Source organism: Sphingomonas alpina, from assembly GCF_014490665.1.
Taxonomy (GTDB): Bacteria; Pseudomonadota; Alphaproteobacteria; order Sphingomonadales; family Sphingomonadaceae; genus Sphingomonas; species Sphingomonas alpina.
The window spans coordinates 4,145,215-4,170,750 of sequence record NZ_CP061038.1; the positions used below are offsets into that span (position 1 = coordinate 4,145,215).

Annotated in this window: 29 protein-coding genes; 18 read left to right on the forward strand and 11 right to left on the reverse strand. The window is 64.1% G+C overall.

The window, feature by feature from the left end:
• Positions 1 to 274: 274 nt before the first annotated feature.
• A complete protein-coding gene (locus H3Z74_RS19230) occupies positions 275 to 1,702 on the forward strand; it encodes a DEAD/DEAH box helicase (protein WP_187761154.1) in 1,428 nt (475 codons plus the stop codon).
• 197 nt (positions 1,703 to 1,899) lie between these two features.
• Here the strand turns inward: H3Z74_RS19230 and H3Z74_RS19235 are convergent, their stop codons facing one another.
• Positions 1,900 to 2,565, reverse strand: a complete 666-nt coding sequence (locus tag H3Z74_RS19235; RefSeq protein ID WP_187761155.1) for a nitroreductase — start codon at positions 2,563 to 2,565, stop codon at positions 1,900 to 1,902.
• Positions 2,566 to 2,667: 102 nt separating this feature from the next.
• Here H3Z74_RS19235 and H3Z74_RS19240 point away from each other — a divergent pair, with 102 nt between their 5' ends.
• The 3 genes from H3Z74_RS19240 to H3Z74_RS19250 all read left to right on the forward strand — a co-directional run bounded on the left by H3Z74_RS19240 (position 2,668) and on the right by H3Z74_RS19250 (position 5,158).
• Positions 2,668 to 3,840, forward strand: a complete 1,173-nt coding sequence (locus tag H3Z74_RS19240; protein WP_187761156.1) for an acetyl-CoA C-acetyltransferase — start codon at positions 2,668 to 2,670, stop codon at positions 3,838 to 3,840.
• Positions 3,840 to 4,622: an SDR family NAD(P)-dependent oxidoreductase gene (locus H3Z74_RS19245; protein WP_187761157.1), complete on the forward strand. Its 783-nt coding sequence runs from the start codon at positions 3,840 to 3,842 to the stop codon at positions 4,620 to 4,622. Before H3Z74_RS19240 ends, H3Z74_RS19245 begins: the two co-directional genes overlap by 1 nt.
• Before the next feature lie 104 nt (positions 4,623 to 4,726).
• Positions 4,727 to 5,158 (forward strand): acyl-CoA thioesterase, encoded by a 432-nt coding sequence (locus tag H3Z74_RS19250; RefSeq protein WP_187764415.1) that lies wholly within the window; start codon positions 4,727 to 4,729, stop codon positions 5,156 to 5,158.
• Positions 5,159 to 5,295: 137 nt separating this feature from the next.
• Here H3Z74_RS19250 and H3Z74_RS19255 read toward each other — a convergent pair whose 3' ends face one another.
• Entirely contained in the window at positions 5,296 to 5,613 is a 318-nt protein-coding gene (locus H3Z74_RS19255) for a UrcA family protein (RefSeq protein ID WP_187761158.1), read from the reverse strand.
• Positions 5,614 to 5,722: 109 nt separating this feature from the next.
• Here H3Z74_RS19255 and H3Z74_RS19260 point away from each other — a divergent pair, with 109 nt between their 5' ends.
• Entirely contained in the window at positions 5,723 to 6,655 is a 933-nt protein-coding gene (locus H3Z74_RS19260) for a LysR substrate-binding domain-containing protein (RefSeq protein WP_187761159.1), read from the forward strand.
• 13 nt (positions 6,656 to 6,668) lie between these two features.
• On the opposite strand, the gene H3Z74_RS19265 is transcribed toward H3Z74_RS19260, so the two are convergent.
• Both H3Z74_RS19265 and H3Z74_RS19270 read right to left on the reverse strand, forming a co-directional pair.
• The gene (locus tag H3Z74_RS19265; protein ID WP_187761160.1) at positions 6,669 to 7,451 is read right to left on the reverse strand and encodes a crotonase/enoyl-CoA hydratase family protein; all 783 of its coding nucleotides are present in this window, start codon (positions 7,449 to 7,451) and stop codon (positions 6,669 to 6,671) included.
• A 107-nt stretch (positions 7,452 to 7,558) separates the two neighbouring features.
• A complete protein-coding gene (locus tag H3Z74_RS19270) occupies positions 7,559 to 9,091 on the reverse strand; it encodes an acyl-CoA synthetase (RefSeq protein ID WP_187761161.1) in 1,533 nt (510 codons plus the stop codon).
• Positions 9,092 to 9,204: 113 nt separating this feature from the next.
• Here H3Z74_RS19270 and H3Z74_RS19275 point away from each other — a divergent pair, with 113 nt between their 5' ends.
• The gene (locus H3Z74_RS19275; protein ID WP_187761162.1) at positions 9,205 to 9,642 is read left to right on the forward strand and encodes a PaaI family thioesterase; all 438 of its coding nucleotides are present in this window, start codon (positions 9,205 to 9,207) and stop codon (positions 9,640 to 9,642) included.
• Entirely contained in the window at positions 9,642 to 10,040 is a 399-nt protein-coding gene (locus H3Z74_RS19280; RefSeq protein WP_187761163.1) for a PaaI family thioesterase, read from the forward strand. Before H3Z74_RS19275 ends, H3Z74_RS19280 begins: the two co-directional genes overlap by 1 nt.
• Before the next feature lie 132 nt (positions 10,041 to 10,172).
• On the opposite strand, the gene H3Z74_RS19285 is transcribed toward H3Z74_RS19280, so the two are convergent.
• Positions 10,173 to 11,291, reverse strand: a complete 1,119-nt coding sequence (locus H3Z74_RS19285; protein ID WP_187761164.1) for a PQQ-dependent sugar dehydrogenase — start codon at positions 11,289 to 11,291, stop codon at positions 10,173 to 10,175.
• A gap of 185 nt (positions 11,292 to 11,476) precedes the next feature.
• Between H3Z74_RS19285 and rimP the strand changes: the two genes are divergently transcribed.
• The 11 genes from rimP (at position 11,477) to pnp (ending at position 22,797) form a co-directional block, all read left to right on the forward strand.
• Positions 11,477 to 12,061 carry a ribosome maturation protein RimP gene (gene rimP / locus H3Z74_RS19290; protein WP_187764416.1) on the forward strand — a complete coding sequence of 195 codons (585 nt, stop codon included), beginning with the start codon at positions 11,477 to 11,479 and terminating at the stop codon, positions 12,059 to 12,061.
• Positions 12,061 to 13,677, forward strand: a complete 1,617-nt coding sequence (nusA, locus tag H3Z74_RS19295) for a transcription termination factor NusA (protein WP_187761165.1) — start codon at positions 12,061 to 12,063, stop codon at positions 13,675 to 13,677. Before rimP ends, nusA begins: the two co-directional genes overlap by 1 nt.
• Positions 13,677 to 13,916: a tautomerase family protein gene (locus H3Z74_RS19300; RefSeq protein ID WP_187761166.1), complete on the forward strand. Its 240-nt coding sequence runs from the start codon at positions 13,677 to 13,679 to the stop codon at positions 13,914 to 13,916. The genes nusA and H3Z74_RS19300 overlap by 1 nt, the downstream gene beginning before the upstream one ends.
• A gap of 78 nt (positions 13,917 to 13,994) precedes the next feature.
• Positions 13,995 to 14,732 carry a DUF448 domain-containing protein gene (locus H3Z74_RS19305; protein ID WP_187761167.1) on the forward strand — a complete coding sequence of 246 codons (738 nt, stop codon included), beginning with the start codon at positions 13,995 to 13,997 and terminating at the stop codon, positions 14,730 to 14,732.
• On the forward strand, positions 14,729 to 17,452 hold the full coding sequence (gene infB / locus H3Z74_RS19310; RefSeq protein ID WP_187761168.1) for a translation initiation factor IF-2: 2,724 nt from the start codon (positions 14,729 to 14,731) through the stop codon (positions 17,450 to 17,452). Before H3Z74_RS19305 ends, infB begins: the two co-directional genes overlap by 4 nt.
• A gap of 45 nt (positions 17,453 to 17,497) precedes the next feature.
• Complete coding sequence (gene rbfA, locus H3Z74_RS19315) at positions 17,498 to 17,899, forward strand: 30S ribosome-binding factor RbfA (protein WP_187761169.1); 402 nt, start codon at positions 17,498 to 17,500, stop codon at positions 17,897 to 17,899.
• 32 nt (positions 17,900 to 17,931) lie between these two features.
• On the forward strand, positions 17,932 to 18,426 hold the full coding sequence (locus H3Z74_RS19320; protein ID WP_187761170.1) for a GNAT family N-acetyltransferase: 495 nt from the start codon (positions 17,932 to 17,934) through the stop codon (positions 18,424 to 18,426).
• A 31-nt stretch (positions 18,427 to 18,457) separates the two neighbouring features.
• Positions 18,458 to 19,042, forward strand: coding sequence for a thymidine kinase (locus H3Z74_RS19325; RefSeq protein WP_187761171.1), 585 nt, complete (start codon positions 18,458 to 18,460; stop codon positions 19,040 to 19,042).
• A 5-nt stretch (positions 19,043 to 19,047) separates the two neighbouring features.
• Positions 19,048 to 19,944: a tRNA pseudouridine(55) synthase TruB gene (gene truB, locus H3Z74_RS19330; protein WP_187761172.1), complete on the forward strand. Its 897-nt coding sequence runs from the start codon at positions 19,048 to 19,050 to the stop codon at positions 19,942 to 19,944.
• A gap of 19 nt (positions 19,945 to 19,963) precedes the next feature.
• Positions 19,964 to 20,233: a 30S ribosomal protein S15 gene (gene rpsO / locus H3Z74_RS19335; RefSeq protein ID WP_187761173.1), complete on the forward strand. Its 270-nt coding sequence runs from the start codon at positions 19,964 to 19,966 to the stop codon at positions 20,231 to 20,233.
• A 173-nt stretch (positions 20,234 to 20,406) separates the two neighbouring features.
• Positions 20,407 to 22,797, forward strand: a complete 2,391-nt coding sequence (gene pnp / locus H3Z74_RS19340) for a polyribonucleotide nucleotidyltransferase (RefSeq protein WP_187761174.1) — start codon at positions 20,407 to 20,409, stop codon at positions 22,795 to 22,797.
• Positions 22,798 to 22,907: 110 nt separating this feature from the next.
• Here the strand turns inward: pnp and H3Z74_RS19345 are convergent, their stop codons facing one another.
• From H3Z74_RS19345 to H3Z74_RS19370, 6 genes are read right to left on the reverse strand one after another with little or no spacing between them, the layout of a single operon-like run.
• Complete coding sequence (locus H3Z74_RS19345) at positions 22,908 to 23,360, reverse strand: transcriptional regulator (protein ID WP_187761175.1); 453 nt, start codon at positions 23,358 to 23,360, stop codon at positions 22,908 to 22,910.
• A gap of 11 nt (positions 23,361 to 23,371) precedes the next feature.
• The gene (locus H3Z74_RS19350; protein WP_187761176.1) at positions 23,372 to 23,857 is read right to left on the reverse strand and encodes a hypothetical protein; all 486 of its coding nucleotides are present in this window, start codon (positions 23,855 to 23,857) and stop codon (positions 23,372 to 23,374) included.
• A 48-nt stretch (positions 23,858 to 23,905) separates the two neighbouring features.
• Positions 23,906 to 24,256 (reverse strand): hypothetical protein, encoded by a 351-nt coding sequence (locus H3Z74_RS19355; RefSeq protein ID WP_187761177.1) that lies wholly within the window; start codon positions 24,254 to 24,256, stop codon positions 23,906 to 23,908.
• Positions 24,257 to 24,292: 36 nt separating this feature from the next.
• Positions 24,293 to 24,913, reverse strand: a complete 621-nt coding sequence (locus H3Z74_RS19360) for a response regulator transcription factor (protein WP_187761178.1) — start codon at positions 24,911 to 24,913, stop codon at positions 24,293 to 24,295.
• Between the two features lie 8 nt (positions 24,914 to 24,921).
• The gene (locus H3Z74_RS19365; RefSeq protein ID WP_187761179.1) at positions 24,922 to 25,146 is read right to left on the reverse strand and encodes a hypothetical protein; all 225 of its coding nucleotides are present in this window, start codon (positions 25,144 to 25,146) and stop codon (positions 24,922 to 24,924) included.
• Positions 25,146 to 25,436: a chorismate mutase gene (locus tag H3Z74_RS19370; RefSeq protein ID WP_187761180.1), complete on the reverse strand. Its 291-nt coding sequence runs from the start codon at positions 25,434 to 25,436 to the stop codon at positions 25,146 to 25,148. The genes H3Z74_RS19365 and H3Z74_RS19370 overlap by 1 nt, the downstream gene beginning before the upstream one ends.
• Positions 25,437 to 25,536 lie beyond the last annotated feature (100 nt).

Genomic DNA, 25,536 nt, shown 5'->3' on the forward strand with positions numbered 1-25,536 from the left:
TGCCCGTCTGACGCAGTGGTAGCCGAACAACGGATATCAACCAGCCCGTCGGCCGCGCGCATGACGACGCGCCGAACCCGATCCACATTGACATTTTGCAGCGCAGCATTTAAATAGCGCCCATCGAGGCGTCATGCAGCGTGATTGGATCCGCAAGGTTCCGGCTCCGCCTCGGTCGTTTTTAACAGGCTTCCCTTTTCACGCGGGGTGTCATCCTCCCCCGCCATACGTGCGTCGATTCGACGTGCGTTGGCCGATTCAGGCTATCATTTTCATGTCTTTCGCACATCTCGGCCTTGCCGAACCCCTGGTCCGCGCTCTCGAAGCAAAGGGCTATACTACCCCCACCCCGATCCAGAAGCAGTCGATCCCGACCTTGCTCGAGGGCCGCGACCTGCTTGGTATCGCGCAGACCGGCACCGGCAAGACCGCCGCGTTCGTGCTCCCGTCGATCCAGCGCCTCGTCAATGAGGAAAAGCGCGTCCTGCCGACGCATTGCCGCATGCTCGTGCTCGCACCGACGCGCGAACTGGCCAGCCAGATCGCCGACAGCGCACGCGACTACGGCAAGTTCTCCAAGATGTCGGTCGCAACCGTGTTCGGCGGCACCAGCATCAACAAGAACCGCCAGGACATGGCGCGCGGCGTCGACATCCTGGTCGCCACGCCGGGCCGTCTGCTCGACCTGATCGAACAGCGCTTCGTCAGCCTGGCGACGCTGGAAATCCTCGTCCTGGACGAGGCCGATCAGATGCTCGACCTGGGCTTCATCCATGCGCTGCGCAAGATCGTCCGCATGCTGCCCAAGCAGCGCCAGACCCTGTTCTTCTCGGCGACGATGCCCAATGCGATCCGCGAGCTGGCCGACCAGTTCCTCAAGGATCCGGTGACCGTGAAGGTCGCGCCGGTATCGACCACCGCCGAGCGCGTCGACCAGCATGTCACCTTCATCAACCAGGCCGAAAAGCAGGCGCTGTTGACCATCCTGTTGCGCGACGAGAGCGTCGAGCGCGCGCTGGTCTTTACCCGCACCAAGCATGGCGCCGACCGCGTCGTGAAGCTGCTCGGCCATGCCGGCATCCTCGCCAACGCCATCCATGGCAACAAGAGCCAGCCGCAGCGCGAGCGGGCGCTGGCCGAGTTCAAGGCGGGCAAGGCTCGGGTGCTGGTTGCGACCGACATCGCCGCGCGCGGCATCGACGTGTCGGGCGTGAGCCATGTGTTCAACTTCGAACTGCCCAATGTGCCCGAGCAATATGTCCACCGCATCGGCCGGACCGCACGGGCCGGCGCGAGCGGCGTGGCGATCAGCTTCTGCGCGAGCGACGAGCGTCCGTATCTGCGCGACATCGAGAAGCTGACGCGCGTCAAGCCGAACGTGATGGAATTGCCCGAGGGCTTCACCGCCGAGGCGGCGAAGATCAAGGCCAACCGCCCGGCCGGCGCCGATGACGAGCGCCGTCGCGACGATAGCGGCCGTCACCGCGCGCCGCCGCGCGCAACGCATGCTGCGCGCCCGACCGGCCAGCGTGCCGAGGGTGCGGGTCGCCCGGGCGGTGGTCGTCCTGAAGGTGCCGGTCGTCCGGCCGGTGGCCATCGGCCCGGTGGTCCGGGCCGTCCCGGCGGCAATGCCGGCCGTCCTGCTGGTGGCGGTCCGCGTCGTCAGCATTCGGGCGGCGGGCGCCGTTCACCAGCGGCTTAAGGTCTAGAATTTCAACCGTTTGTGCTGACCCTATCATTCCCCTCCCTTTATGGGAGGGGCTAGGGGAGGGTCAGCGGCGGGCGGGGCTCGATGCCCCGGTCGACGCTTCGCGTCGAGCGATACGCTCCGCGATCGCACCCTCCCCCACCCCTCCCATAAAGGGAGGGGAGAAGAATAAGGGGCTTAGCAGGCCCGCTTTAAGACCTAACCGTCAGCCACTCTTCCTCGGGAGCCCGTGAACTGCGCAAGCGGTTCGCGGGCTCCTCTGTATCCTCATACCCGATCGCCATGCCGCAAAAGAGCATGCGCTCCGCCGGTGTGCCGAGGAACGACGTGATCGTCCCGGGATACATCGCCCAGCATTCCTGCGGACAGGTGGCGAGCCCCGCCTCTACCGCCAGCAGCATCACATTCTGCAGATACATGCCGAGATCGGCCCATTGCGGTGGCCCCATCTGTCGGTCGACGGTGCAGAACAAGGCGGCCGGCGCGCCGAAGAACTGGAAGTTGCGCGCGAACCACATCCGCCGTGCCGCCTTGTCCTCGCGCGGAATGCCGATCTCACCATACATCGCTTCACCGACCGCGAAGCGACGGTCGCGATAGGGCGCGGTGAGCGGCGCCGGGTAGATCTGATACGCCGGCTCCTCAGTCTCGCCGGCGATCAGTTTCGCCGCGACGATCGCCTTGAGCTCAGCCAGTGGCGCACCGCTGAGCAAGTCGACATGCCAGGGCTGCAGATTTCCGCCGGTCGCGGCGCGCGCGGCCTTGGTCACGAGGCCGCGCAACAAATCCGCATCGACCGGCGTATCGAGGAATCCGCGCACCGATCGGCGTGCCGCTACGGCTTCGGACACTTTCATTGAAGACACTCCGTTTCGGCACCCGCACTGTTCGCACACCCCTTGCCGAGCACGCCGGATTGAGCAAGAGAAGTTGCAAATCGGGACTTATAGGAGAGTCGGATGGCCGAGGCATATATCGTGGATGCGGTGCGAACCGCAGGCGGCAGGCGCGGCGGCAAGCTTGCCGGCACGCATCCGGTCGACATGGCGGCGCATGTCCTCGACCAGCTGATCGAGCGCACGGGACTCGACGGCGCAGCGGTCGACGACGTGATCATGGGCTGTGTCAGCCAGGGTGGCCAGCAGGCCGGCCAGGTCGGCCGCAACGCCGTGCTCGCCGCGAAGAACCTGCCCGACAGCGTGCCCGCCGTGTCGATCGACCGTCAGTGCGGGTCGTCGCAGCAGGCAATCCAGTTCGCTGCCCAGGCCGTGATGTCGGGCACTCAGGACATCGTGATCGCCGCAGGTGTGGAAAGCATGACGCGCGTCCCGATGGGATCGACCGCGATGCTCCACATGAAGGAGGGCCTGGGCAATTATAAGTCGCCGCGGCTCGAGGAAAAATATCCTGGCATCCTGTTCAGCCAGTTCATGGGCGCGGAAATGATCGTCAAGAAGCACGGCTTCAACCGTGAGCAGCTCGACACATTCGCATTGGAAAGCCACAAGCGCGCGATCGCCGCGACCGAAAGCGGCGCGTTCGAACGCGAAATCGTCGCGATCGATGTCGAGACGCCCGAAGGCGTCGAAAGCCATCGCCGCGACGAGGGCATCCGTTATGACGCGACGCTCGAATCAATCGGCTCGGTCAAGCTGCTGCAGGAAGGCGGAGCGATCTCCGCCGCCAATGCCAGCCAGATCTGCGATGGCGCGAGCGCGGTGCTGATCGTCAGCGAGGCAGCACTGAAGGAGCATGGCCTCACCCCGATCGCGCGCATCGTCAATCTGACGGTGACCGGCGGCGACCCGGTAATCATGCTCGAAGAGCCGCTGTTCGCGACCGACCGGGCGCTGAAGCGTGCGGGCATGAAGATCGAGGATATCGATCTGTACGAGGTCAATGAGGCATTCGCGCCGGTCCCGCTCGCCTGGCTCAAACATGTCGGCGCCGATCCGGCAAAGCTCAACGTCAATGGCGGCGCGATCGCGCTCGGCCATCCGCTCGGCGCGTCTGGTACCAAGCTGATGGCGACCCTGGTCAACGCATTGCGCACGCGCGGCAAGCGTTATGGCCTGCAGACGATGTGCGAAGGCGGCGGTATCGCCAATGTGACGATCGTGGAGAAACTCTGATGAAACTCGACAACACCACCGCCGCCGTCGTTACCGGCGGCTCGTCCGGCCTTGGCGAGGCGACTGCGCGGGCGCTTGCGGCCAAGGGGGTCAAGGTCGCGATCTTCGATCTGCAGGCCGAAAAGGGCGAGAAGGTCGCGGCCGATATCGGCGGCATCTTCTGCGAAGTGAACGTGACTTCGGACGAGAGCGTCGATGCCGGCTTTGCCAAGGCGCGCGCCGCGCATGGCCAGGAGAGCGTGCTGGTGTGCTGCGCCGGCACCGGCAATGCGGTGAAGACCGCGAGCCGGTCGAAGGAAGACGGCAGCATCAAGCATTTCCCGCTCGCCGCGTTCGACTGGCTTATCCAGATCAATCTGGTCGGCACGTTCCGCTGCGTCGCCAAGTCGGCGGCGGGCATGCTGACGCTCGACCCGGGTGAAGATGGCGAGCGCGGCGCGATCGTGATGACCGCGAGCGTCGCCGCCGAGGACGGTCAGATTGGCCAGGCCGCCTATTCCGCGTCGAAGGGCGGCGTGGTCGGCATGACCTTGCCGATCGCGCGCGACCTGATGAGCGAGGGGATTCGCGTCAACACGATCCTGCCCGGCATCTTCAACACGCCACTGATGCAGGGCGCGCCACAGCCGGTAAGGGACGCGCTCGCCGCCAGCGTGCCGTTCCCCAAGCGGCTCGGCAATGCGCCGGAATATGCTCATCTCGCGCTGACCATGATCGAGAACAGCTATTTCAACGGTGAGGATGTACGCCTCGACGGCGCGATCCGCATGGCGCCGCGCTGAGCCACGCGCTATGGCGTCACCGGTCGCCTCGCGCGACGTCGAAAACGCTGCCTTGAGACGGCGTTTCGGCGGCGCGCGGCGCGGACGGCAGGGGGAGACGACCAATCGCACGACCAGAACCATGGCGGCTCGACCCCGCCAGCTATCCACATAGCGAAGCGATCCAGACCCGGTTCCAGGACCTGGACGTGCTTGGCCATATCAACAATGTCGCAATGGCAGCCCTGTTCGAGAGCGGGCGGGTACGCTTCAACAAGGCGATGAATCTGTCGGGCTGGCACGGCCATCGCTGGCTCGTCGCCAAGGTCGAGATCAATTATCTCGCCGAGGGCCATTTTCCCGGCGATGTCGAGATCGCGACCGGGGTCGGCGATATCGGCACACGAAGCTGGCACCTGCTGTCGGCCGCGTTCCAGCATGGCGAACCGATCGCCACCTGCGACACGGTAATCGTGATGAGCGGTGGCGCGAATGCGACCGCCCTCGCCGCCGATTTCCGGATCGGACTCGAGGGGCATCGTATCAGGCGCGCATGAAGCGATCCGCGCCGCAGCGCGTCGGACGGAAGCCGGGCCATCAGAAAACATCAGCTTGGCTTGTATATTCATAAGCAGATATGCGACGGCGATGGGACGCCGCCGCATATCTGCCGGTCAGTATCGGATAGCCGGTCTCAACGCGATGCAGCGATCGACACATCGGCCCGCGTAGCGCTGGCCAGTGCCCCGATACGCTGTCCCGATACCTCCGCGGCCTTTATTCTGCGGCACTTGGAAATAGCCAGCTTGAGCTGCAGATCGACACCGACTGGGTCGGGGCAAACCGCATTGATCGCGCGGTTTATCCGCCGATCGAGCTGCGTGATCCCCGCCTGGCTGCGCAGATCGAGATCATGATAGGAAATGTGGACGTCCGGCTGCGCATTGCGTGCGAATGCGGCATCCGTTGCGCCGGCGGAGAGGAGCAGTGCGGGGAGAAGTAGCTTCAGCATGACAGGGGCCTTTGTTGATCGTGAACGACGCATTCTTTTTGACGCAGCCACGGTTTCGACACCAACAAAGCGATGGACTCGATATATAAATTCACCTTATATATATGCTATGCATCGCATTCCTCCTCTTGCCGCGATCCGGGTGTTCGAAGCTGCCTCGCGACACGAGAATTTCAGCCGCGCCGCCGAGGAGCTTGCACTCACCCAGGCCGCGGTAAGCTATCAAATGAAGATTCTTGAAGAGCGGCTGGGTGCGGCACTGTTCGTGCGCAAGGGACGTGGCATGGCGTTGACCGATCTTGGCCGCCGGATCGCACCGCGCGTGACCGGCGCGTTCACCATGCTGGGAGAAGCGTTCGCCATTGCCGGCACGGAGAATGATTCGGTCCTCAGCATCACCGCCCCGCGCACCTTCTCGACCAACTGGCTTTCCGGACGGCTGGGGGATTTCAACGTCATCCGCCCCGACTTATCGGTGCGTCTTCACGTTTCCGACGAGATGGTCGATCTGGCATCGAGCGAGTTTGACGTCGCCATTCGCGGCATGCCGGCACCCTCACCATCGACCGGGCTTGTCTCGCATTTCCTCATGCGCATGCCGATAACGCCGCTGGCGAGCCCATCTTTCCTGGCGGCGCATCCGCTCCGGACACCAGCCGACCTGCTCACGGTTGCGCGCCTGTCGCCCGACGATGACTGGTGGGATCTATGGTTCGATTCGTTGGCCGACCTGGACTCGAATGGCCGGTCGCGCACCGGCATCCGGTTCGAATCGCAAGTGCTGGACGGGCATGCCGCGATTGCCGGCCATGGCGTCGCGATCGTCAGCCCGCCAATGTTCCAGTCGGCGGTCGAGGCCGGACTGCTGGTGCCGCCGTTCGAGCATTTCGCGACCTATCGCAACGGCTTCTGGCTGGTCTATCCGGAGCATAAGCGCAACCAGACCAAGGTACGCGCGCTCCGCGACTGGTTGCTCGACGAAGTGAAGCGCTCCGCTGGCGACGATCCTTACGGGATCCTGAGACCGCTTCCGGATTCATGAACGACAAACGACATCAATCCCGAAACACGGGCGTGCGCTTCTCCATATTGGCCATCACCGCCTCGACCTGATTGGGCTGGCGGATGACCTTCAGCTGCTCGACCGTCTCGGCCTCGAGCATCGTTGTGGGATCCGCATCATGGGCCATATTGCACAGCCGTTTCGCACCGCGCACGGCGTGCGGATTGCGCGACGCGATCTCGGCCGCAAGCGTCAGCGCGGCAGCGCGAGGATCGTCGGCGATGTGCGAGATGAAGCCATAGCCGAGTGCGTCCTCAGGACCGAATTCTCGCGCCGTGTAGGTCAGTTCGCGCAGCACATCGTCGCGCACCAGGCTGCGCCATAGCGGGAAGCCACCCATGTCGGGTACCAGTCCCCAGTGCAGTTCGCGGATTGCGAAGCGCGTGGCCGGCGCGGCAATGCGGATATCCGCGCCTGACATGATCTGGAAACCCCCGCCCAACGCGACACCATGGACCGCGGCGATTACCGGCATCGGCAATTTGCGCCAGCCGATCGATACCTGCTGGACGAGATTGGCGCCGTCCCAGGGACGCGACGACAATTCGAGCCCCGAGCCGCCCGTGGCCATGCTGCCCATGTCGAGACCGGCGCAGAAACCGCGCCCCTCGCCCGACAGGATCGCAACCCGCACGTCATCCATGCCGGCAAGCTGGTCGATCGCATCGGCGATGCCCTGAAACATCGCCGGATCGATCGCATTCATCTTGTCGGCGCGGGTCAGCCGGACATCGGCGATATGGTCAGTCACAGTGATGGATACGCGGTCGTTCATAAAATCTCCGTTCGCCCTCGTCTTTCGAAAGGCCCTTCTGCTATTTCCCGGCGTCGTGAAAAGGACGGTGCTTCGACAGGCTCAGCACGAACGGGATTGGATCATGGCTAGACGATCCGGCTCCCGCTCTCGCCCCAATAGCGATCGCGGAGCAACCTCTTGTACAATTTCCCTGTCGCATGGCGTGGCAGTTCCGCCGTGAAGTCGATCTGGCGCGGGGTCTTCACCCCTGAAAGCTCGGCGCGACACCAGGCGGTCAGTTCGGCTGCCAGATCGGGCCCGGCCTCGGCCATGTCGAGCGGCTGAACCACCGCAATCACGCGCTCGCCCATTTCCGCATCGGGACCGCCGATCACCGCGACATCTGCGACGCGTGGATGGGTGATCAGGCGATTCTCGATTTCCTGCGGATAGATGTTCACCCCGCCCGAGATGATCATGAAACTCTTGCGGTCCGTGAGATAGAGAAAGCCATCGGCATCGATCCGTCCGATATCGCCGAGCGTGGTCCAGCCTAGCGCATTGCGCGCCTCGGCGGTCTTGGCCGGGTCGTTGTGATATTCGAACACGCCGCCGCCTTCGAAATAGATCAAGCCTTCCTCGTCTGGGCCAAGCTCCTCGCCGGCTTCGTTGCAGATGTGCAGCGCACCATAGGCCGCCTTGCCCACCGAACCGGGATGGGCGAGCCATTCGGCCGAGTTGATCGTGGTCAGGCCATTGCCCTCCGACCCGGCATAATATTCGAACAATACCGGCCCCCACCAGTCGATCATCGCCTGTTTGACCGGCACCGGGCACGGCGCGGCGGCGTGGATGGCGACCTTCAGCGTCGACAGGTCATGAGCACGGCGCGCCGCCTCATCGAGCTTGAGCATGCGCACGAAATGCGTAGGCACCCATTGGCTCGCGGTGACGCCGTAGCGCTCGATCGCGGCGAGTGCGGTTTCGGGTGTGAAGTGCCGCATCATCACGACGGTGCCGCCAAGCCGCATCGCGGTCATCGACCAGCGCAGCGGAGCGGCATGATAGAGCGGCGCAGGGCTGAGATAGATCGTGTCCGGACCCAGGCCGTAAAGCACCTGTGCCAGCGTCGCGAGCACATTGGGGGTCGCAATCCCCGGATCCTCGGGCAGCGCGACGCGCACGCCCTTTGGCCGTCCGGTGGTGCCCGACGAATAGAGCATATCGGCGCCGGCGCGTTGGTCGGCAACCGGCGTATCGGGCATTGCCGCGACTGCCGCGGCCCAGTCTTCCCATCCCGCCACGCCCCCGATCGCCAGACCGGTGCAGCCGGCAAGATCGAGCTTTTCCGCTACATCGGCCTGTGCCGCGGAGGCGATAAGCAGCTTCGCCCCCGAATCGCGCAGAATATACTCGACCTCGGGCGCGGTCAGCTTCGACGGGATGCAGACATAGAAGAGGCCCGACCGCTGCGCACCCCAGGTGATGTCATAGAATTCGGGGATATTGTCGAGGAACAGCGCAACCGTGTCGCCGATCGCCAGCCCGCGGGCGCGAAACAGCTGCGCGGCGCGATTGGAGCGGCGGTCTAGCTCGGCAAAACTGATCGTCTCGCCGGTTTCGGCAACGATCAGCGCCGCCTTGTCGGGCGTCGCGGCGCCATGAATGCTGGGATGCACCCGTCTCTCCTCGTTTTGTTTTGCAACCTAATGCTAGACGTGGGCCGCAACACCCGCAACGACCGAATCCAGCCCGGCTTGCCTTGATCGCGTTGCCGTGTAGAGCGCGGAACATGACAGTCCCCGGCTTCGTCTTCGATCCCGAACGCTTCCTCCGCAACGGTGCCGGTGGTCATGGCCGTCGGCTCGGGCTGCATTATCACGCGCATGGTCTCGATTGGGTCGAACTCGCTCTGCCCTATAGCGAGGAGCAGATCGGCGATCCGGCGAGTGGTGTGATCGCCTCCGGCCCGATCCTGTCGATGATGGACATGGCGACGAGCATGGCGGTGTGGCTCAAGCTCAACGGCTTTCGCCCGCACGCGACGCTCGACCTGCGGGTCGATTATCTGCGCCCCGCAACGCCCGGAAAAACAGTGATCGGGCGCGGCGAATGCTATCGCCTGACACGCTCGATCGCGTTCGTGCGCGGTACGGCGCATGACGGCGACCCGGCCGATCCACTGGCGCATGTCGCGGGCACCTTCATGGCACCGGAGGGCTATCGCTGATGCTGCCGCCTTATGCCGATCTGCTCGGCCTGACCGTCGATCCCGATTTGAGTGATGCAGCCCCTGTGCTGATCATGCCGTTCGGCGACGACGTACTGGGTCGCCCCGGCTTTCTGCACGGCGGCGCGATCAGCGGGTTGATGGAAATGGCGGCGATCGCCGCGCTCCAGCACGCCCTGGCGGCCGAAGGAGGCGCCAAAGAGTCTCGGGGGCGAATCAAGCCGATCAACGTCACGGTCGATTTCATGCGCGGCGGCCGCGACAAGCCGACCCGCGCACAGGGTGTCGTCACCCGGCTCGGCAATCGCGTCGCCAATGTCGAAGCGACGGCCTGGCAGGACGATCCCGCCAAGCCGATCGCGGCGGCGCGAATGAATTATATGGTGGCGCGGGGCTGAGAGCGGCGGCCAAGGCCCTAGATCACATCAAGCACTTGATATGATTATATTATTTATAGACCTCTTCGGAAATATCGGCCTGAGATATGCGACATTCCGGTGTAACATATCTCCTGTTGCCCGTCCCGAGCCCTAGCTTTTCGGCGTCAGCTTGATCAGCCGGCCCTGCGACCCATCGCTACCATCCTCCAGCATCCAGATCGCCCCGTCGGGACCCTGTTCGACCTCACGAATCCGCGCGCCCATATCCCATTGGTCGCCCTTCTTCGCATTGGTGCCATCGAGATCGACCCGCAGCAGCGCCCGTGACGACAGGCCGCCGATGAACGCATCGCCCTTCCACGCCGGAAACAGGTCACCGGAATAGATCATCAGCCCGCCGGGCGAGATTGACGGGTTCCACCACACTTTGGGTGCTTCAAAGCCATCACCGGGCTTGTGATCGGGAATGTCGCGGCCATCATAATGGCTGCCATTGGAGACTTTGGGATAGCCGTAATTCTTGCCCGCAACGATCAGATTGACCTCATCGCCTCCCTTCGGGCCCATTTCCTGCTCCCACAGATTGCCGGTCGAATCGAAGGCGATGCCGAGCAGATTGCGATGGCCATAGGACCAGATCGCCGGATCGAAGCCCTGTGCGGCCAGCGGATTGCCCGGCGCCGGCTTGCCGTCGAGGGTCAGGCGCAGGACCTTGCCGAGTGTGGCCCTGGGGTCCTGCGCAGGGTCGAATTTCTGCCGCTCGCCATTGGTGAAGAAGAGATATTGGCCATCGGAAGAGAAGGCGATGCGGCCCGAATAATGGCCGTCGCCCTCGACATAGGGGTGCGCGCGGAAGATCACCGCGACATCCTCCAGCTGGCCCGCATCGGTGGCCAGCTTGCCCCGCGCCAGCGCCACACCCTTGCCGCCCGGCCCGGCTTCCGAGAAGCTGAAATAGACCAGCCGGTCCTGTGCAAATCCGGGTGAGAGGACGACGTCCATCAGCCCGCCTTGCCCCGCGCTGTCGACCGGCAGCGTGCCCGTGACGGTCGTCGCCTGCTTGCCGTCGGCCGACACCAGCTTCAGCTGTCCGGCCTTTTCGGTCACCAGCATGCGCCCGTCGGGCAGGAAGGTCATCGCCCAGGGCGAGTCGAAATCGGCCACCACGGTCCTGGCGAAGGGCAGCTCGCCACGTGCGGCCGCGGGGGTTGCCTGATTCGCGCTGCAGGCGATCAGCGCTATCGGCAGACTCAGGTACAACAGGCGCATATCGTCTCTCCGGTCGGTCGGTTGGGCGGGACAATGCGGTATAGCGCCGGTGACTGCGCGGCCCGCTTGCCAGTCTTGTGCGATCCGCCTATATCGCACTCGCGCTTTCTCTACATCGTTGATTGATGAAGAGGCTGCGGGCTCCGGCTCGCGGCGGCGACGAGACCTATTCATTCGGAGAGCAGATGGCGGATCTCGCCAAATTGACGGCATTGATCGAACCCGAGGCACAGGCTTTGGGTTTCGACCTGGTGCGCGTGAAATTGTTCGGTGGAGCCGGCGACATCACCCTGCAGGTGATGGCCGAGCGCCCCGACACGCGCCAGCTGACGATCGACGATTGCGCCGAATTGTCGCGTCGCATCTCCGACCTGCTCGACGAGGCCGACCCGATCGAGAGCGAATATCGCCTCGAAGTGTCCTCGCCGGGAATCGACCGGCCGCTGACGCGGCTGAACGACTTCGCCGACTGGGAAGGGCATGAAGCACGCATCGTGCTGACCGCACCGGTCGAGGGCCGCAAGCAGCTGACCGGCAATCTCGCCGGGGTCGAAGGCGACCGCATCACGATCGACGTGAACAAGCATGTGCCGATGACGATCGGGTTCGACCAGGTCGCCGATGCGAAATTGCTGTTCACCGACCGGTTGCTCGCCGCGACGCGCCCGCTCTCGACCGAGGGCGCGGACGAAGAAGAATTCGAAGACTTTACCGACAACGAAGGCGCGCTTGAGGCCGCCGATACCAACACCAGTGAAGGGCAAGATTGATGGCCACTGCCGTTTCCGCCAACAAGGCAGAATTGATCGCGATCGCGAATGCCGTCGCGACCGAGAAGATGATCGATCGCGCGATCGTGATCGAGGCGATGGAAGACGCGATTCAACGCGCAGCCCGCGCCCGTTACGGCGCCGAGAACGACATCCGCGCGAAGCTCGATGCGAATACCGGCGACCTTCGCCTGTGGCGCGTCGTCGAAGTGGTCGAGGCCGTCGATGACTATTTCAAGCAGGTCAATTTGAAGGAAGCGCAGAAACTCCAGGCCGGTGCGGTGGTCGGCGACTATATCGTCGATCCGCTGCCCCCGATCGAGTTCGGCCGCATCGCGGCGCAGGCCGCCAAGCAGGTGATCTTCCAGAAGGTCCGCGACGCCGAGCGCGAGCGCCAGTTCGAGGAATTCAAGGATCGCATGGGTGAGATCATCACCGGTGTGGTCAAGCGCGTCGAATTCGGTCATGTCGTGGTCGATCTGGGCCGCGCCGAAGGCGTGATCCGTCGCGACGCGCAGATCCCGCGCGAAGTGGTGCGCGTCAACGACCGCATCCGCTCGCTGATCCTCAACGTGCGTCGCGAGAATCGCGGGCCGCAGATTTTCCTGAGCCGCGCGCATCCCGACTTCATGAAGAAGCTGTTCGCGCAGGAAGTGCCCGAAATCTATGACGGCATCATCGAGATCAAGGCCGCCGCGCGCGATCCGGGCAGCCGCGCCAAGATCGGCGTGATCAGCCATGACTCCAGCATCGATCCGGTCGGCGCGTGCGTCGGCATGAAGGGCAGCCGCGTTCAGGCCGTCGTGCAGGAGATGCAGGGCGAGAAGATCGACATCATCCCCTGGTCGCCCGACACCGCGACCTTCGTCGTCAACGCGCTGCAGCCCGCCTCCGTCTCGCGCGTCGTGATCGACGAGGAAGAGGATCGCATCGAAGTCGTCGTACCCGACGATCAGCTCAGCCTCGCGATTGGCCGTCGCGGCCAGAATGTCCGTCTCGCCAGCCAGCTGACCGGCAAGGCGATCGACATCCTGACCGAAGCCGACGCATCCGAGAAGCGCCAGAAGGAATTCGCCGAGCGTACCGAGATGTTCCAGACCGAGCTCGACGTCGATGAGACGCTGGCTCAGCTGCTCGTCGCCGAAGGGTTCGGCGCGCTGGAAGAAGTGGCTTATGTCGAGGCAGACGAAATCGCCTCGATCGAAGGGTTCGACGAGGACCTCGCCGCCGAACTGCAGAGCCGCGCGACCGAAGCGCTCGAGCGCCGTGAGGAAGCCAATCGCACGCTGCGCCGCGAACTTGGCGTGTCGGACGATCTGTCCACCATGCCGCATCTCAACGAGGCGATGCTCGTTACGCTGGGCAAGGCCGGCATCCTGACGCTCGACGATCTTGCCGATCTTGCAACCGACGAACTGGTGCAGAAGAAGCGCCAGGAGCAGCGCCGCCGCGCCGAAACCGAGAACAAGCGCCCTGAAGACAAGGGCGGCGTGCTTGGCGAATATGGCCTGTCGGAAGAGCAGGGCAATGAGATCATCATGGCCGCCCGCGCGCATTGGTTCGACGATGAGGAAGCAGCGCCTGCTGCCGATGCATCGGAGGAGAGTGAAGCGTAATGCCATTCGTCAGCATCCGCATATCGGGAACCGCGACGCGCGATCAGAAAGCGGGGATCGTCGCCGACGTCACCGCATCCCTGGTCTCGCGCCTCGGCAAGAACCCGGCTGCGGTGCAGGTCGTGATCGAAGAAGTGTCGACGGAGAATTACGGCGCAGGTGGTCAGTTGATCGCCGATCGTGACACTCCCTCATCGGCACCGTCGAGGGAGGACGCGCATGCGGTTCCCTCACAATGACGCGCTAGGGCTACAGACATTCCCTCACCGCTCCGGACTGGCTCCGGGGTTCGCAGCGATGCGAGTGGAGGCGTGCGCATGACCGCCGCTGACCCGATTCGCCGCTGCATCCTGCTCGGCGACCGCGCGCCGCGCCATGCGCTGGTGCGGCTGGCCCTGTCGCCGGACGGCGACATTCTCCCCGATGTCCGCGCCAAGGCGCCAGGCCGTGGGGCGTGGATTGGCGTGACCCGGACCGAACTCGAGGCCGCGATAAAGAAGGGCAAGCTGAAAGGCGCGCTCGCGCGTGCCTTCAAGACCGGACCGATCATCGTACCCGACGACCTGCCGACAAAGATTGAGGCGGCGCTGGAACGCGCGGCGCTCGACCGGCTCGGGCTCGAATCGCGGTCCGGCGGCCTGTTCTCCGGCTCCGACAAGATCGAGACCGCCGCCCGCGCGGGCAAGCTTCATCTGCTGCTGCATGCGTCCGACGCAGGCACCGACGGCAACCGCAAGCTCGACCAGGCATGGCGCGTCGGCAACGACGAAGAAGGCAGCGACCGCAGGGGGTTGGTTCTGCCGGTTCCGCGCACCATATTGGCCGTGGCACTAGGCCGCCAGAATGTGGTACATATCGGCCTGACTGATCCCGATGCAGCCAAGAGGGTGAGCGAAGCGCTTCACCGCTGGCTGCATTTCATCGGCCCTGACCCATCTCCCGTGCCTTGCGAAACGGCCTCGCAGGGCGCATCGCCGTCTGAATCCGGGAACGGAAACGACGCCGACGACCAAGTGAACGATCCGGCCGACGAGAATTACGAGGAATCCGAGTGAGCGATACGGACAACGAGAAGCCGAAACTGGTCATGCGCGCACCGCTGGGGGTGAAGCGCACGGTCGAGACTGGCCAGGTGAAGCAGAGCTTCAGCCATGGCCGCCAGAACACCGTGCAGGTGGAAGTGAAGCGCCGCCGTATCCTCGGTCCGGCCGCAACCCCAGCCGCGCCGGTCGTCGAGGAAACGGCAGCCCCTGCTCCGGTAGCCCCGCGGCCCGCCCCGCCGCCGCCTGCTCCGGTCTCGCCCGCGAATTCCCTGCTGTCGCGTCAGGAGCTTCAGGCGAAGCTGCTGCGCGAGGCCGACGAATCGCGCATGAACGCGCTGGAGGAATCGCGTCGCCGCGAGGAGCGCGAGCGCATCGAAGCGGCCGAGGAAGCCCGGCGCCGCGCCGAGGAAGCGCGCCTTGCCGGCGATGCCCCCGATTCGCCCGCAGCGCCCGAGCCGGCTCCGACGCCCGAGCCGGCCCCGGAACCGACTCCAGTCGAAGCCGCAGCACCCGTGCCTGTGCCCACTCCAGTGGCCGCCGCTCCGGCAGCGCCCGTTGCTGCACCGCCGCCACCGCCTCCACCGCCCCCGCCCGCGCCGATCGAGATCACGCTCGACCCGAGCATGCCGGCGCCGCGTCGGTTCACCCCGGTCGCACGTCCGGAACGCCCGCGTCCGCCGCCTCCGCCGCCGCCTGCCCCGGCAGCACCGGCGCCGGCTGCGACCGCCAGCACGGCCAACAACAACGCACCGCCGGCTCCCGCTGGTGTCGGTATCAAGCGCGCCGGAGAGACCGTGCCGCGCGCCGCCCTGCGCGACCGCAAGGGCGACGATCGCCGTACTGCCGGCAAGCTGACCGTCAACCGCGCGCTCGGCGACGGTGACGGCGCGCGTGCCCGCAGCCTCGCGGCGCTGAAGCGTGCTCGTGAAAAGGAACATCGCCGGATGGGCGGCCCGCGCGAAGCGCAGGCCAAACAGATCCGCGACGTCGTCGTGCCGGAAGCGATCACCGTTCAGGAACTCGCCAATCGCATGGCGGAAAAGGGCGCCGACCTGGTCAAGGCATTGTTCAAGATGGGCATGCCCGTCACGATCAACGCGACGATCGACCAGGACACCGCCGAACTGCTGGTGACCGAATTCGGCCACAACATCACGCGCGTCAGCGATTCGGACATCGATCTCGCGATCGAAACCGATGCCGATGCCGATGAGACGCTGCAGCCGCGTCCGCCGGTCGTCACGATCATGGGCCATGTCGATCACGGCAAGACGAGCTTGCTCGACGCGCTGCGCGGCACCGATGTCGTGAAGGGCGAGGCCGGTGGCATCACCCAGCATATCGGCGCCTATCAGGTCACGCTGAAGGACAAGTCGAAGGTCACGTTCCTCGACACGCCGGGCCATGAGGCCTTTACCGAAATGCGTGCGCGTGGCGCCAATGTGACGGATATCGTCGTGCTGGTCGTCGCCGCCGATGACGGGCTGAAGCCGCAGACGATCGAGGCGATCAACCACACCAAGGCGGCCGGCGTGCCGATGATCGTGGCGATCAACAAGATCGACAAGCCCGACGCCAACCCGCAAAAGGTGCGCGAAGCGCTGCTCCAGTACGAAGTGATCGTCGAGGAAATGTCCGGCGATGTGCAGGACGTCGAAGTCTCCGCCTTGCAGAAGACGGGTCTCGACGAACTGGTCGAGAAAATCCAGCTCCAGGCCGAACTGCTCGAACTGAAGGCCAATCCGAATCGCGCCGCCGAAGGCACAGTGATCGAGGCGAAGCTCGACAAGGGCCGCGGCCCGGTCGCGACGATCCTGGTCAATCGTGGCACGCTCAAGGTCGGCGACATCTTCGTCGTCGGCGCCGAGAGCGGCAAGGTCCGCGCAATGACCAATGACAAGGGTCAGCAGATCAAGGAAGCCGGCCCGTCGATGCCGGTCGAAGTGCTCGGCCTATCCGGCGTGCCGCGCGCCGGCGATCCGCTGTCGGTAGTCGAGAACGAGGCACGCGCCCGCGAGGTCGCGGAATATCGTCAGAGCGTGATCACCAACAAGCGCACGACGTCGGCTCCGGCCAGCCTGGAGAGCATGTTCTCCGCGCTCAAGGACAAGCAGGCGATCGAATATCCGCTGGTGGTCAAGGCCGACACGCAAGGGTCGGTCGAGGCGATCGTCGCGTCGATCAACAAGATCTCGACCGACGACATCAAGGCGCGCGTGCTCCATTCGGGAGTCGGCGGCATCACCGAGAGCGACGTGACCCTGGCCGGTGCCAGCGGCGCGCCGATCATCGGCTTCAATGTCCGCGCCAACGCCAAGGCGCGCGAGATCGCCGAACGCCAGAAGGTCGCGCTCAAATATTATGACGTGATCTACGACCTGATCGACGAGATTCGCTCGGGCATGGCGGGCGAGCTTGGCCCCGAGGCGTTCGAAACGGTCGTCGGCCGCGCGGAAATCCGCGAAGTCTTCTCGGCCGGCAAGCATGGCAAGGCGGCGGGCCTGCTCGTCACCGAAGGCATCATCCGCAAGGCGCTCAAGGCGCGCATCACGCGCGAAGATGTCATCATCTATCAGGGCGAGATCGCATCCTTGCGTCGCTTCAAGGATGATGTGGCGGAAGTCCGTGCGGGCCTGGAGTGCGGCGTGACGTTCACGCAGAACTTCGTCGACATCAAGCCCGGCGACTTCCTCGAAACCTTCGAGGTCGAGCTGCGCGAACGGACGCTGTAACCCATCACCCTCTCCCCCATGCGGGGGAGAGGGGGTAGGAATGATATGAAGTCAGCCGAAACTCCCGAAGCCCGCTCCGTCCGCGTCCTGCGCGTGGGCGAACAGATGCGTCACACGCTGTCGGACATCCTTGCCCGCGGCGATGTGCATGACGAGACGCTGGCCAAGCATCTCGTCACGGTGACTGAGGTGCGCATGTCGCCCGACCTGCGCCATGCGACAGTGTTCGTGAAGCCGCTGCTCGGCAAGGACGAGGATGCAGTGCTCAAGGCGCTGCGCACCAACACCGCCTATCTGCAACGCGAGGCAGCCGCGCGAGTGAAGATGAAATATGCCGCCAAGCTGAAGTTCCTCGCCGATGAGAGCTTTGACGAGGGCAGCCATATCGATCAGCTGCTGCGCACGCCGCATGTTGCGCGAGATCTCGATACCGCCAGCGACGATTGACTCCCGAATCCGGCAGGACCCATCTTGCTGGGATGAACGACCACTACGACTTCCGTCCCGCGACCGCCGCCGACCTGCCGATGTTGCGCGTGTGGCTCGAAACGCCCGAGGTCGTGCGCTGGTGGGGCGATCCGGACGAACAGGAAACTTTGCTACGCGAGGATCTCGACGAACCCGGCATGACGATGTGGATCGTCAGCCATGACGGTCACCCGTTCGGCTATGCCCAGCATTATGAGGTGCATCGCTGGCCGCAGCCGCATTTCCAGGCGATGCCCGCCGACACGGTCGCGATCGATGCGTTCATCGGCGTGCCCGACATGATCGGCGGCGGGCATGGTTCGGCGTTCTTGCGGCAATTGGCGGAACGATTGCTCGCCGAAGGTGCGCCATGTGTCGCGATCGATCCCGATGCGGCCAATCTCCGGGCGCGCCGCGCCTATGCGCGGGCAGGATTCGTCGAACAGGGTCTGGTCGCGGGCGATGACGGCGACGATATGCTGATGATCTTCGCGACCGGCGATTGATCGCAACGGCCCTGCGTGGAACAAGCGCGGCATGGCCAAGCTCTATTTCTACTACGCCTCGATGAATGCGGGGAAATCGACCACCCTGTTGCAGGCGGATTTCAATTATCGCGAGCGCGGCATGCGCACGATATTGTTCACTGCTGCGATCGACGACCGGTTCGAAGCGGGTACCGTCACGTCTCGCATCGGTCTTGGCGCGGATGCGATCGCGTTCGAGCGTGACACCGATCTGATCGCGATCGTCCACCGCGCGGGCGAAGCGCTGCCCGCTTGCGTGCTAGTCGATGAGGCGCAGTTTCTGACCGCCGCGCAAGTCGATCAGCTTGCCGTGCTTGCCGACATGCACGGCGTTCCGGTGCTCGCTTATGGCCTGCGTACCGATTTCCAGGGACGGCTGTTCGAAGGTTCGGCGCGGCTGCTCGCGATTGCCGATTCGTTGATCGAGATCAAATCGGTCTGCGAATGCGGGCGCAAGGCGACGATGAATCTGCGCGTCGATTCCGATGGCCGCGCGATCGCCGAAGGGAAACAGACCGAAATTGGCGGCAATGACCGCTATGTCGCGATGTGCCGCAAACATTTCTCGGCAGCATTCATGCGCGCTGTGGGTTGAGCGCGATGCATGGCTGGATCATCCTCGACAAGCCCATTGGGCTTGGCTCGACTCAGGCCGTCTCAGCGGTGAAGCGTGCGTTGCGCACCGGCGATTACGGCAAGTTCAAGGTCGGACATGGTGGCACGCTCGACCCGCTCGCGTCAGGCGTGCTGCCGATCGCGGTTGGCGAGGCGACCAAGCTCGCCGGCCGGATGCTGGACAGCGACAAGGTGTACGACTTTACCATCGGGTTCGGGGTGCAGACCGATACGCTGGATGCCGAAGGTGTCGAAATCGCAGCCTCCGACAAGCGCCCGACCCTGCCACAAGTCGAAGCGATATTGCCGCGCTTTACCGGGCCGATCGATCAGGTGCCGCCGGCCTATTCCGCACTCAAGGTGGATGGCGAGCGCGCCTATGACCTGGCACGAGCAGGCGAGGATGTGGTGCTGGCGAGTCGGGCCGTCGTGATTCATGCGCTGAGCACCTCCCCGGCGCTTCGTGCCGAAGAGGCGCTCAGTGAAATCACCCTTACCGCCCATGTCTCCAAGGGCACCTATATCCGCAGCCTCGCGCGCGACATCGCACTCGCGCTCGGCACGGTCGGGCATGTCACCATGCTGCGCCGCATCAAGGCCGGTCCGTTCACGCTGGCCGACTCGATATCGCTGGACAAATTGGCCGAACTCGCTATTGCGCGCGGGCTTGAACAGATACTCCTGCCGTTGAGGGCGGGGCTGGACGACATCCCGGCTCTATCCCTCACCCCCGATCAGGCAGGGGCGCTCCGCCAGGGGCGTGTTCTGACCGGGATTGCCAGAGACGATGGCCTCCACTTCGCGATGCTGGACGATGTTCCGGTCGCTCTGGTCGAGGTTCGGGGCCAATCGGTCCTGGTCGTGCGAGGCTTCAACCTATGACGATGTCGAAGGAAAATGCATGACGATCACCGCAGAGCGCAAGGACGCGCTCGTCAAGGAACATGGCCGCGTCGAAGGCGACACCGGCAGCCCCGAAGTCCAGGTCGCGATCCTCACCGAGCGCATCCGCAACCTGACCGAGCACTTCAAGGGCCACAAGAAGGACAATCATTCGCGCCGCGGGCTGCTGATGATGGTCAACAAGCGCCGCAGCTTGCTCGACTATCTCCGCCACAAGGACGGCCAGCGCTATACCGATCTCATCGCGAAGCTCGGGCTTCGCAAGTAACACGGACGGCCCCCGGAAGGGGGCCGTTTCGCTATTCGGGAACCGGCAATTCGGCTGGTTTCCCCGAACCCCCTTCCCGCCGAATGAACGGCCAGTGGAAGGGACAAGCCGGGCCATTATCGGCTCGCAGATAGGCCCCGCGCGCATTGGGCGTGCGGAGTGAAGGAAATAAAATGTTCGATACGAAAACTGTAAGCACCCAGTGGGGCGGCAAGACCCTCACGCTGGAAACGGGCCGCGTTGCCCGTCAGGCCGATGGCGCGGTCATCGCGACGCTCGGCGAAACCGTCGTGCTGTGCGCCGTCACTGCCGCCAAGTCGGTCAAGGAAGGGCAGGACTTCTTCCCCCTCACCGTCCATTACCAGGAAAAATTCTCGGCCTCGGGTCGCATCCCCGGCGGCTTCTTCAAGCGTGAACGCGGCGCGACCGAAAAGGAAACGCTGACCAGCCGCCTGATCGATCGTCCGATCCGCCCGCTGTTCCCGGAAGGCTTCTACAACGAGATCAACGTGATCTGCCAGGTTCTCAGCTATGACGGCGAGAACGAGCCCGACATCCTCGCGATGGTCGCGGCGTCGGCGGCACTGACCATCTCGGGCGTGCCGTTCATGGGCCCGATCGGCGCAGCACGCGTCGGTTATGTCGATGGCGAATACATCCTCAACCCGACCACCGAACTGACCAAGTCGGGCGAGCTCGACCTGGTCGTCGCCGCCACCGGCGATGCCGTGATGATGGTCGAATCCGAAGCCAAGGAGCTGTCGGAAGAGGTCATGCTCGGCGCTGTGCAGTTCGCGCACAAGGCATGCCGCGAGGTCGCCAACCTGATCATCGATCTGGCCGAGCAGGCCGCCAAGGATCCGTGGGAAATGGCCGCTCAGGCTGATCTCTCGGCCGCCAAGGACAAGCTCAAGAAGCTGATCGGCAAGGACATCGCCGCTGCTTACAAGGTGACCGACAAGTCCAAGCGTTCGAACCTGCTCAACGAGGCACGCGCCAAGGGCAAGACCGCCTTCGCCGACGCCGCCCCGCAGGATCAGATGGCCGCCGGCAAGCTGATGAAGAAGCTGGAAGCGGAAATCGTGCGCGGCGCCATCCTCAAGGACGGCAAGCGCATCGACGGCCGCACCACCACGCAGATCCGTCCGATCGAAGCGATGGTGCATTTCCTGCCGCGCACCCATGGTTCGGCGCTGTTCACCCGCGGTGAGACGCAGGCGATCTGCACCACCACGCTGGGCACCAAGGAAAGCGAGCAGATGATCGACGGGCTGACCGGCCTGTCCTACGAAAACTTCATGCTGCACTATAACTTCCCGCCCTATTCGGTCGGTGAAGTGGGCCGCTTCGGCGCGCCGGGTCGTCGTGAAGTCGGTCATGGCAAGCTCGCCTGGCGCGCGCTGCACCCGGTGCTGCCGACCAAGGAAGAATTCCCCTACACGATCCGCGTTCTGTCGGACATCACCGAGTCGAACGGCTCGTCGTCGATGGCGACGGTGTGCGGCGGTTCGCTGAGCATGATGGACGCTGGTGTGCCGCTGAAGCGGCCGGTCTCGGGCATCGCGATGGGCCTGATCCTGGAGGGCAAGGACTTCGCCGTGATCAGCGACATCCTTGGCGACGAGGATCATCTCGGCGACATGGACTTCAAGGTCGCGGGCACGTCCGAGGGCATCACCACGATGCAGATGGACATCAAGATCGCCGGCATCACCGAAGAGATCATGCGCAAGGCTTTGGCCCAGGCCAAGGAAGGCCGCGCACACATCCTCGGCGAAATGGCCAAGGCACTCGACCATACCCGTGAAGAGCTGTCGGCTCATGCACCGCGCATCGAGACGATCACGATCGACAAGTCGAAGATCCGTGACGTGATCGGCACCGGCGGCAAGGTGATCCGCGAGATCGTCGCCACCACCGGCGCCAAGGTCGACATCGACGATGAAGGCGTGATCAAGGTGTCGTCGTCCGACACCGCGCAGATCGAAGCCGCTATCAAGTGGATCAAGGGTCTGGTCGAGGAAGCGGAAGTCGGCAAGGTCTATGACGGCAAGGTCGTCAACCTGGTCGATTTCGGTGCGTTCGTGAACTTCATGGGCGGCAAGGACGGTCTCGTCCATGTCTCCGAAATTCGCAACGAGCGTGTCGAGAAGGTCTCGGACGTTCTGAGCGAAGGCCAGGAAGTCAAGGTCAAGGTCCTCGAGATCGATCCGCGTGGCAAGGTTCGCCTGTCGATGCGCGTCGTCGACCAGGAAACGGGCGCCGAGCTGGAAGACAGCCGCCCGGCACGCGAACCGCGTGAAGGCGGCGACCGTGGTCCGCGCGGCCCGCGCCGTGACGGCGATGGTGGCCGTGGCCCCAGAGGCGAAGGCCGTGGCGATGGCGGTGGTCGTGGTGACGGCGGCGGCCGTGGTGACCGCGGTCCGCGTCGTGACGGCGGGGACCGTGGCCCGCGTCGCGACGGCGGTGGTGACCGTGGTCCGCGCCCCGAGCGTTCGGGCGGCAATGATGACGGCCCAGCGCCCGAGTTTGCACCGGCCTTCCTGACCGGCGATCGCGACTAAGCATCTCGTCCAGCCAATAGGGCGGACAAAGGAAAGGGGCCCGGAGTGATCCGGGCCCCTTTTCCATGAGACTTTTTAATGAACCGGAGGACGAACGTCCCCCATCCGGGTCAGATCGACTCCAGATACCGTTCCATCGTCTCGGTAGCACTGTCCGACAGGCAGACGATCGTGCGACGGCCATCGGTCGGATCGGCCGAAAGGTCGACCAGCCCACGCTGCCGGAGCGTCGAAATCCAGCGCAATCCGCTGGTGGTCGGCACATCGGCGGCGATACAAGCACTCGTCGCCGAAACCATTCGCCGCTCTCGGCGTGCAACATACAGGTCGAGCAGCATATCCCAGGGCGGCTCGTGGAAGACGATCGAATGGGCGGCGAATGCCTTGGCGCGACGCCGGCGCGCGGAATAGAGCGATTTGGCACGCTGGAGCAGTTCATCATCGGCCAGCACCTCATCGTCTTCTTCGTCGATCAGTGCGGCAATCGGCGGCTTCTTCGCCATCCGTGCCGGTGCGCGAGCATAAGACCTGAACCCTTTCACTTCCTTCGGCTGCAACGACATGATCGTCCCCTTTAAATTTGGTGATCGCCTGAAAGTCGGCGGTGATGATCGGCCATGGCTTGCGCCGACCAGTCGAGATCTCCGCCGCGCGCCATCCGTCGCTGATGACGGATCGTACCGATGAGCAGCAGCAGAATGATCGGATAGCTCCAGGCCGCAGCGAGGATCGCATAGACCACACGGATGGTATCCGAATCGATCGCCTTGATGAGATGCGCGCCGGCCCCCAGCCCTTGCATCGCTGCCACCCAGAGCGTCCACCAGCGGTCGGCGTAGAGTGCCAGCGCCACCAGCACGCCGAACAGAACCACATCGATCGCCATGACGCCCAGATCCACATGGTAGAACCGTGCGGGAAAGCTTGCCTGAAGTACCATGCCCAAAACGACCGCCAAGGTCAGTGCGATCGCAGTGACCCGTTCGGGCGCGCCACCCCGCAGCAGCGCATAGCCCGAGACCAGCAGTTGAAGTCCGAGAAAGATATAGACCCTATCCATGCCCCAACCGGACCATTCCTTTCATGACCCGGTCCAGGACCGGTTGACTTACGCGGCCGCAACAAGCCGGAGCGGCTCGTCCATGCTCTTGGGATCCTCGGTCGGCGGACATTCCGAGATATCGCCATAGCCGGTGATGCCGATTTCGTGACGAACCTCGGCAAGGATGCGATGTGCCTCGACGAACGATTGACGCGCCTTGACCAGTGCGCTCGCCCCTTCAGAAACTAGGCGAAATGCCTCCAGGCCGGTGCCAAAGGGCAGATTGGCGTTCTGACGTGCCTGTAACATGGTGACCATGCATTGCGCGGCCTGGGTCGCGGCATGGTCGGCCGCAGCCTCGGCTTGCAGAAAATCCCTGGTCACGATCTCGTTTGCCTGACGGCGTTGCTTCAACATATGCGCCTCCCCAGCCGCTTCTCGCGGCATATTTCGTCAGCGCGATAGATCGATGCGATTCTCGCGGAGCTTGTCCGTGAGCGTCGCCGCGATGTTGAGCAAAGCGCCAGTCGCGACCGCTATCCCGACCATCAGGGCAAGGATGATGCCGGCACGCTGGAGCTTCGTCAGTTCGTTTCGCGCATCCCCGTTGATCCGCCCGGCGGGTGCAAACCCGAAGAGGCGGCGACCAAACCCGGACGGTGTGGCCGTGTAACGGGGTGGGCCTTCGATGGCCGATGGCGCAACGTCGATTGGTTCATATGCGATTGGTTCGTATGTCTGGCCGCCCTCATGATCGGCGAGCCGACGCGCCGCATCGAAGCGCGAGGCTGCACCCAGGGCAGCGACGGCGCGCTCGATCCGCTTGTCGACGGAATGCGGGGAGATATTGAGGACCTGCGCAATCTCCTTGGAGTTGCGACGCGTCAGTACGAGACGGAGGCACGCCCGTTGCGCTTCAGTAAGTTGATCGATCCCCCCAGACGGCATAGCGCCATTGTAGCTCCATTTTGGATCAGAGCAACGAATCGTGCGGCCGCGCGAAATGAGAGCGTCGGATGGCAAATTACCGAGAATGCGCGAAAGAATCGCGGTACACGAATCCTGTACCGCCACTGAAAGGGTTAGGAGATCCGGCCGATCTCCGCCTTCAGATCAGCGTCGGCGCGCAGGATATCGAGCGCCATCGCGATATAGTTTCCCGCCACCGACTGATCGATCGCGTCGCATACGCGGACCAGCGAATCGCCGACCGCGATCAACCGCCGGATCGTTTCAGCCTCGCTGAGATCACCGGTCAACCAGCGTTCCGGCATGATCGATTCCGGGAACATGTCGCTGTTCAACATCATGCCAGCTCCCCACCCTGCAATCGCTCGTGATGACGAATCACCTCGTCGATGATGAACCGCAGAAATTTTTCGCTGAATTCCGGATCAAGATTCGCGTCCTTGGCCAGCCCGCGAAGACGCGCGATCTGCGCTTCCTCGCGTCCCGGATCGGCTGGCGGCAGTCCTGCGACCGCCTTGTGGCGGCCGACCGCCTGAGTCACCTTGAAGCGCTCGGCGAGCAGAAAGACGAGTGCGGCATCGATATTGTCGATGCTTTGGCGGTATCCCCGCAGCGTCTCGTCGGTCACCTATCGCAACTCCTTGCCCAATCCAGCCCTTCTTGCTGACGCGAACACGCATGCGCAACCCTGAAAGGCTTGCCTTTGGTGCCCCACGCCGCCACATCGC

What these genes read in the sequence shown, in the direction of transcription:
- H3Z74_RS19230 (WP_187761154.1), top strand. Translation starts at nt 275, where the DNA reads ATGTCTTTCGCACATCTCGGCCTTGCCGAACCCCTGGTCCGCGCTCTC.
- H3Z74_RS19235 (WP_187761155.1), bottom strand. Translation starts at nt 2,565, where the DNA reads ATGAAAGTGTCCGAAGCCGTAGCGGCACGCCGATCGGTGCGCGGATTC.
- H3Z74_RS19240 (WP_187761156.1), top strand. Translation starts at nt 2,668, where the DNA reads ATGGCCGAGGCATATATCGTGGATGCGGTGCGAACCGCAGGCGGCAGG.
- H3Z74_RS19245 (WP_187761157.1), top strand. Translation starts at nt 3,840, where the DNA reads ATGAAACTCGACAACACCACCGCCGCCGTCGTTACCGGCGGCTCGTCC.
- H3Z74_RS19255 (WP_187761158.1), bottom strand. Translation starts at nt 5,613, where the DNA reads ATGCTGAAGCTACTTCTCCCCGCACTGCTCCTCTCCGCCGGCGCAACG.
- H3Z74_RS19260 (WP_187761159.1), top strand. Translation starts at nt 5,723, where the DNA reads ATGCATCGCATTCCTCCTCTTGCCGCGATCCGGGTGTTCGAAGCTGCC.
- H3Z74_RS19265 (WP_187761160.1), bottom strand. Translation starts at nt 7,451, where the DNA reads ATGAACGACCGCGTATCCATCACTGTGACTGACCATATCGCCGATGTC.
- H3Z74_RS19275 (WP_187761162.1), top strand. Translation starts at nt 9,205, where the DNA reads ATGACAGTCCCCGGCTTCGTCTTCGATCCCGAACGCTTCCTCCGCAAC.
- H3Z74_RS19280 (WP_187761163.1), top strand. Translation starts at nt 9,642, where the DNA reads ATGCTGCCGCCTTATGCCGATCTGCTCGGCCTGACCGTCGATCCCGAT.
- H3Z74_RS19285 (WP_187761164.1), bottom strand. Translation starts at nt 11,291, where the DNA reads ATGCGCCTGTTGTACCTGAGTCTGCCGATAGCGCTGATCGCCTGCAGC.
- rimP (WP_187764416.1), top strand. Translation starts at nt 11,477, where the DNA reads ATGGCGGATCTCGCCAAATTGACGGCATTGATCGAACCCGAGGCACAG.
- nusA (WP_187761165.1), top strand. Translation starts at nt 12,061, where the DNA reads ATGGCCACTGCCGTTTCCGCCAACAAGGCAGAATTGATCGCGATCGCG.
- H3Z74_RS19300 (WP_187761166.1), top strand. Translation starts at nt 13,677, where the DNA reads ATGCCATTCGTCAGCATCCGCATATCGGGAACCGCGACGCGCGATCAG.
- H3Z74_RS19305 (WP_187761167.1), top strand. Translation starts at nt 13,995, where the DNA reads ATGACCGCCGCTGACCCGATTCGCCGCTGCATCCTGCTCGGCGACCGC.
- rbfA (WP_187761169.1), top strand. Translation starts at nt 17,498, where the DNA reads ATGAAGTCAGCCGAAACTCCCGAAGCCCGCTCCGTCCGCGTCCTGCGC.
- H3Z74_RS19320 (WP_187761170.1), top strand. Translation starts at nt 17,932, where the DNA reads ATGAACGACCACTACGACTTCCGTCCCGCGACCGCCGCCGACCTGCCG.
- H3Z74_RS19325 (WP_187761171.1), top strand. Translation starts at nt 18,458, where the DNA reads ATGGCCAAGCTCTATTTCTACTACGCCTCGATGAATGCGGGGAAATCG.
- truB (WP_187761172.1), top strand. Translation starts at nt 19,048, where the DNA reads ATGCATGGCTGGATCATCCTCGACAAGCCCATTGGGCTTGGCTCGACT.
- rpsO (WP_187761173.1), top strand. Translation starts at nt 19,964, where the DNA reads ATGACGATCACCGCAGAGCGCAAGGACGCGCTCGTCAAGGAACATGGC.
- pnp (WP_187761174.1), top strand. Translation starts at nt 20,407, where the DNA reads ATGTTCGATACGAAAACTGTAAGCACCCAGTGGGGCGGCAAGACCCTC.
- H3Z74_RS19345 (WP_187761175.1), bottom strand. Translation starts at nt 23,360, where the DNA reads ATGTCGTTGCAGCCGAAGGAAGTGAAAGGGTTCAGGTCTTATGCTCGC.
- H3Z74_RS19350 (WP_187761176.1), bottom strand. Translation starts at nt 23,857, where the DNA reads ATGGATAGGGTCTATATCTTTCTCGGACTTCAACTGCTGGTCTCGGGC.
- H3Z74_RS19355 (WP_187761177.1), bottom strand. Translation starts at nt 24,256, where the DNA reads ATGTTGAAGCAACGCCGTCAGGCAAACGAGATCGTGACCAGGGATTTT.
- H3Z74_RS19365 (WP_187761179.1), bottom strand. Translation starts at nt 25,146, where the DNA reads ATGTTGAACAGCGACATGTTCCCGGAATCGATCATGCCGGAACGCTGG.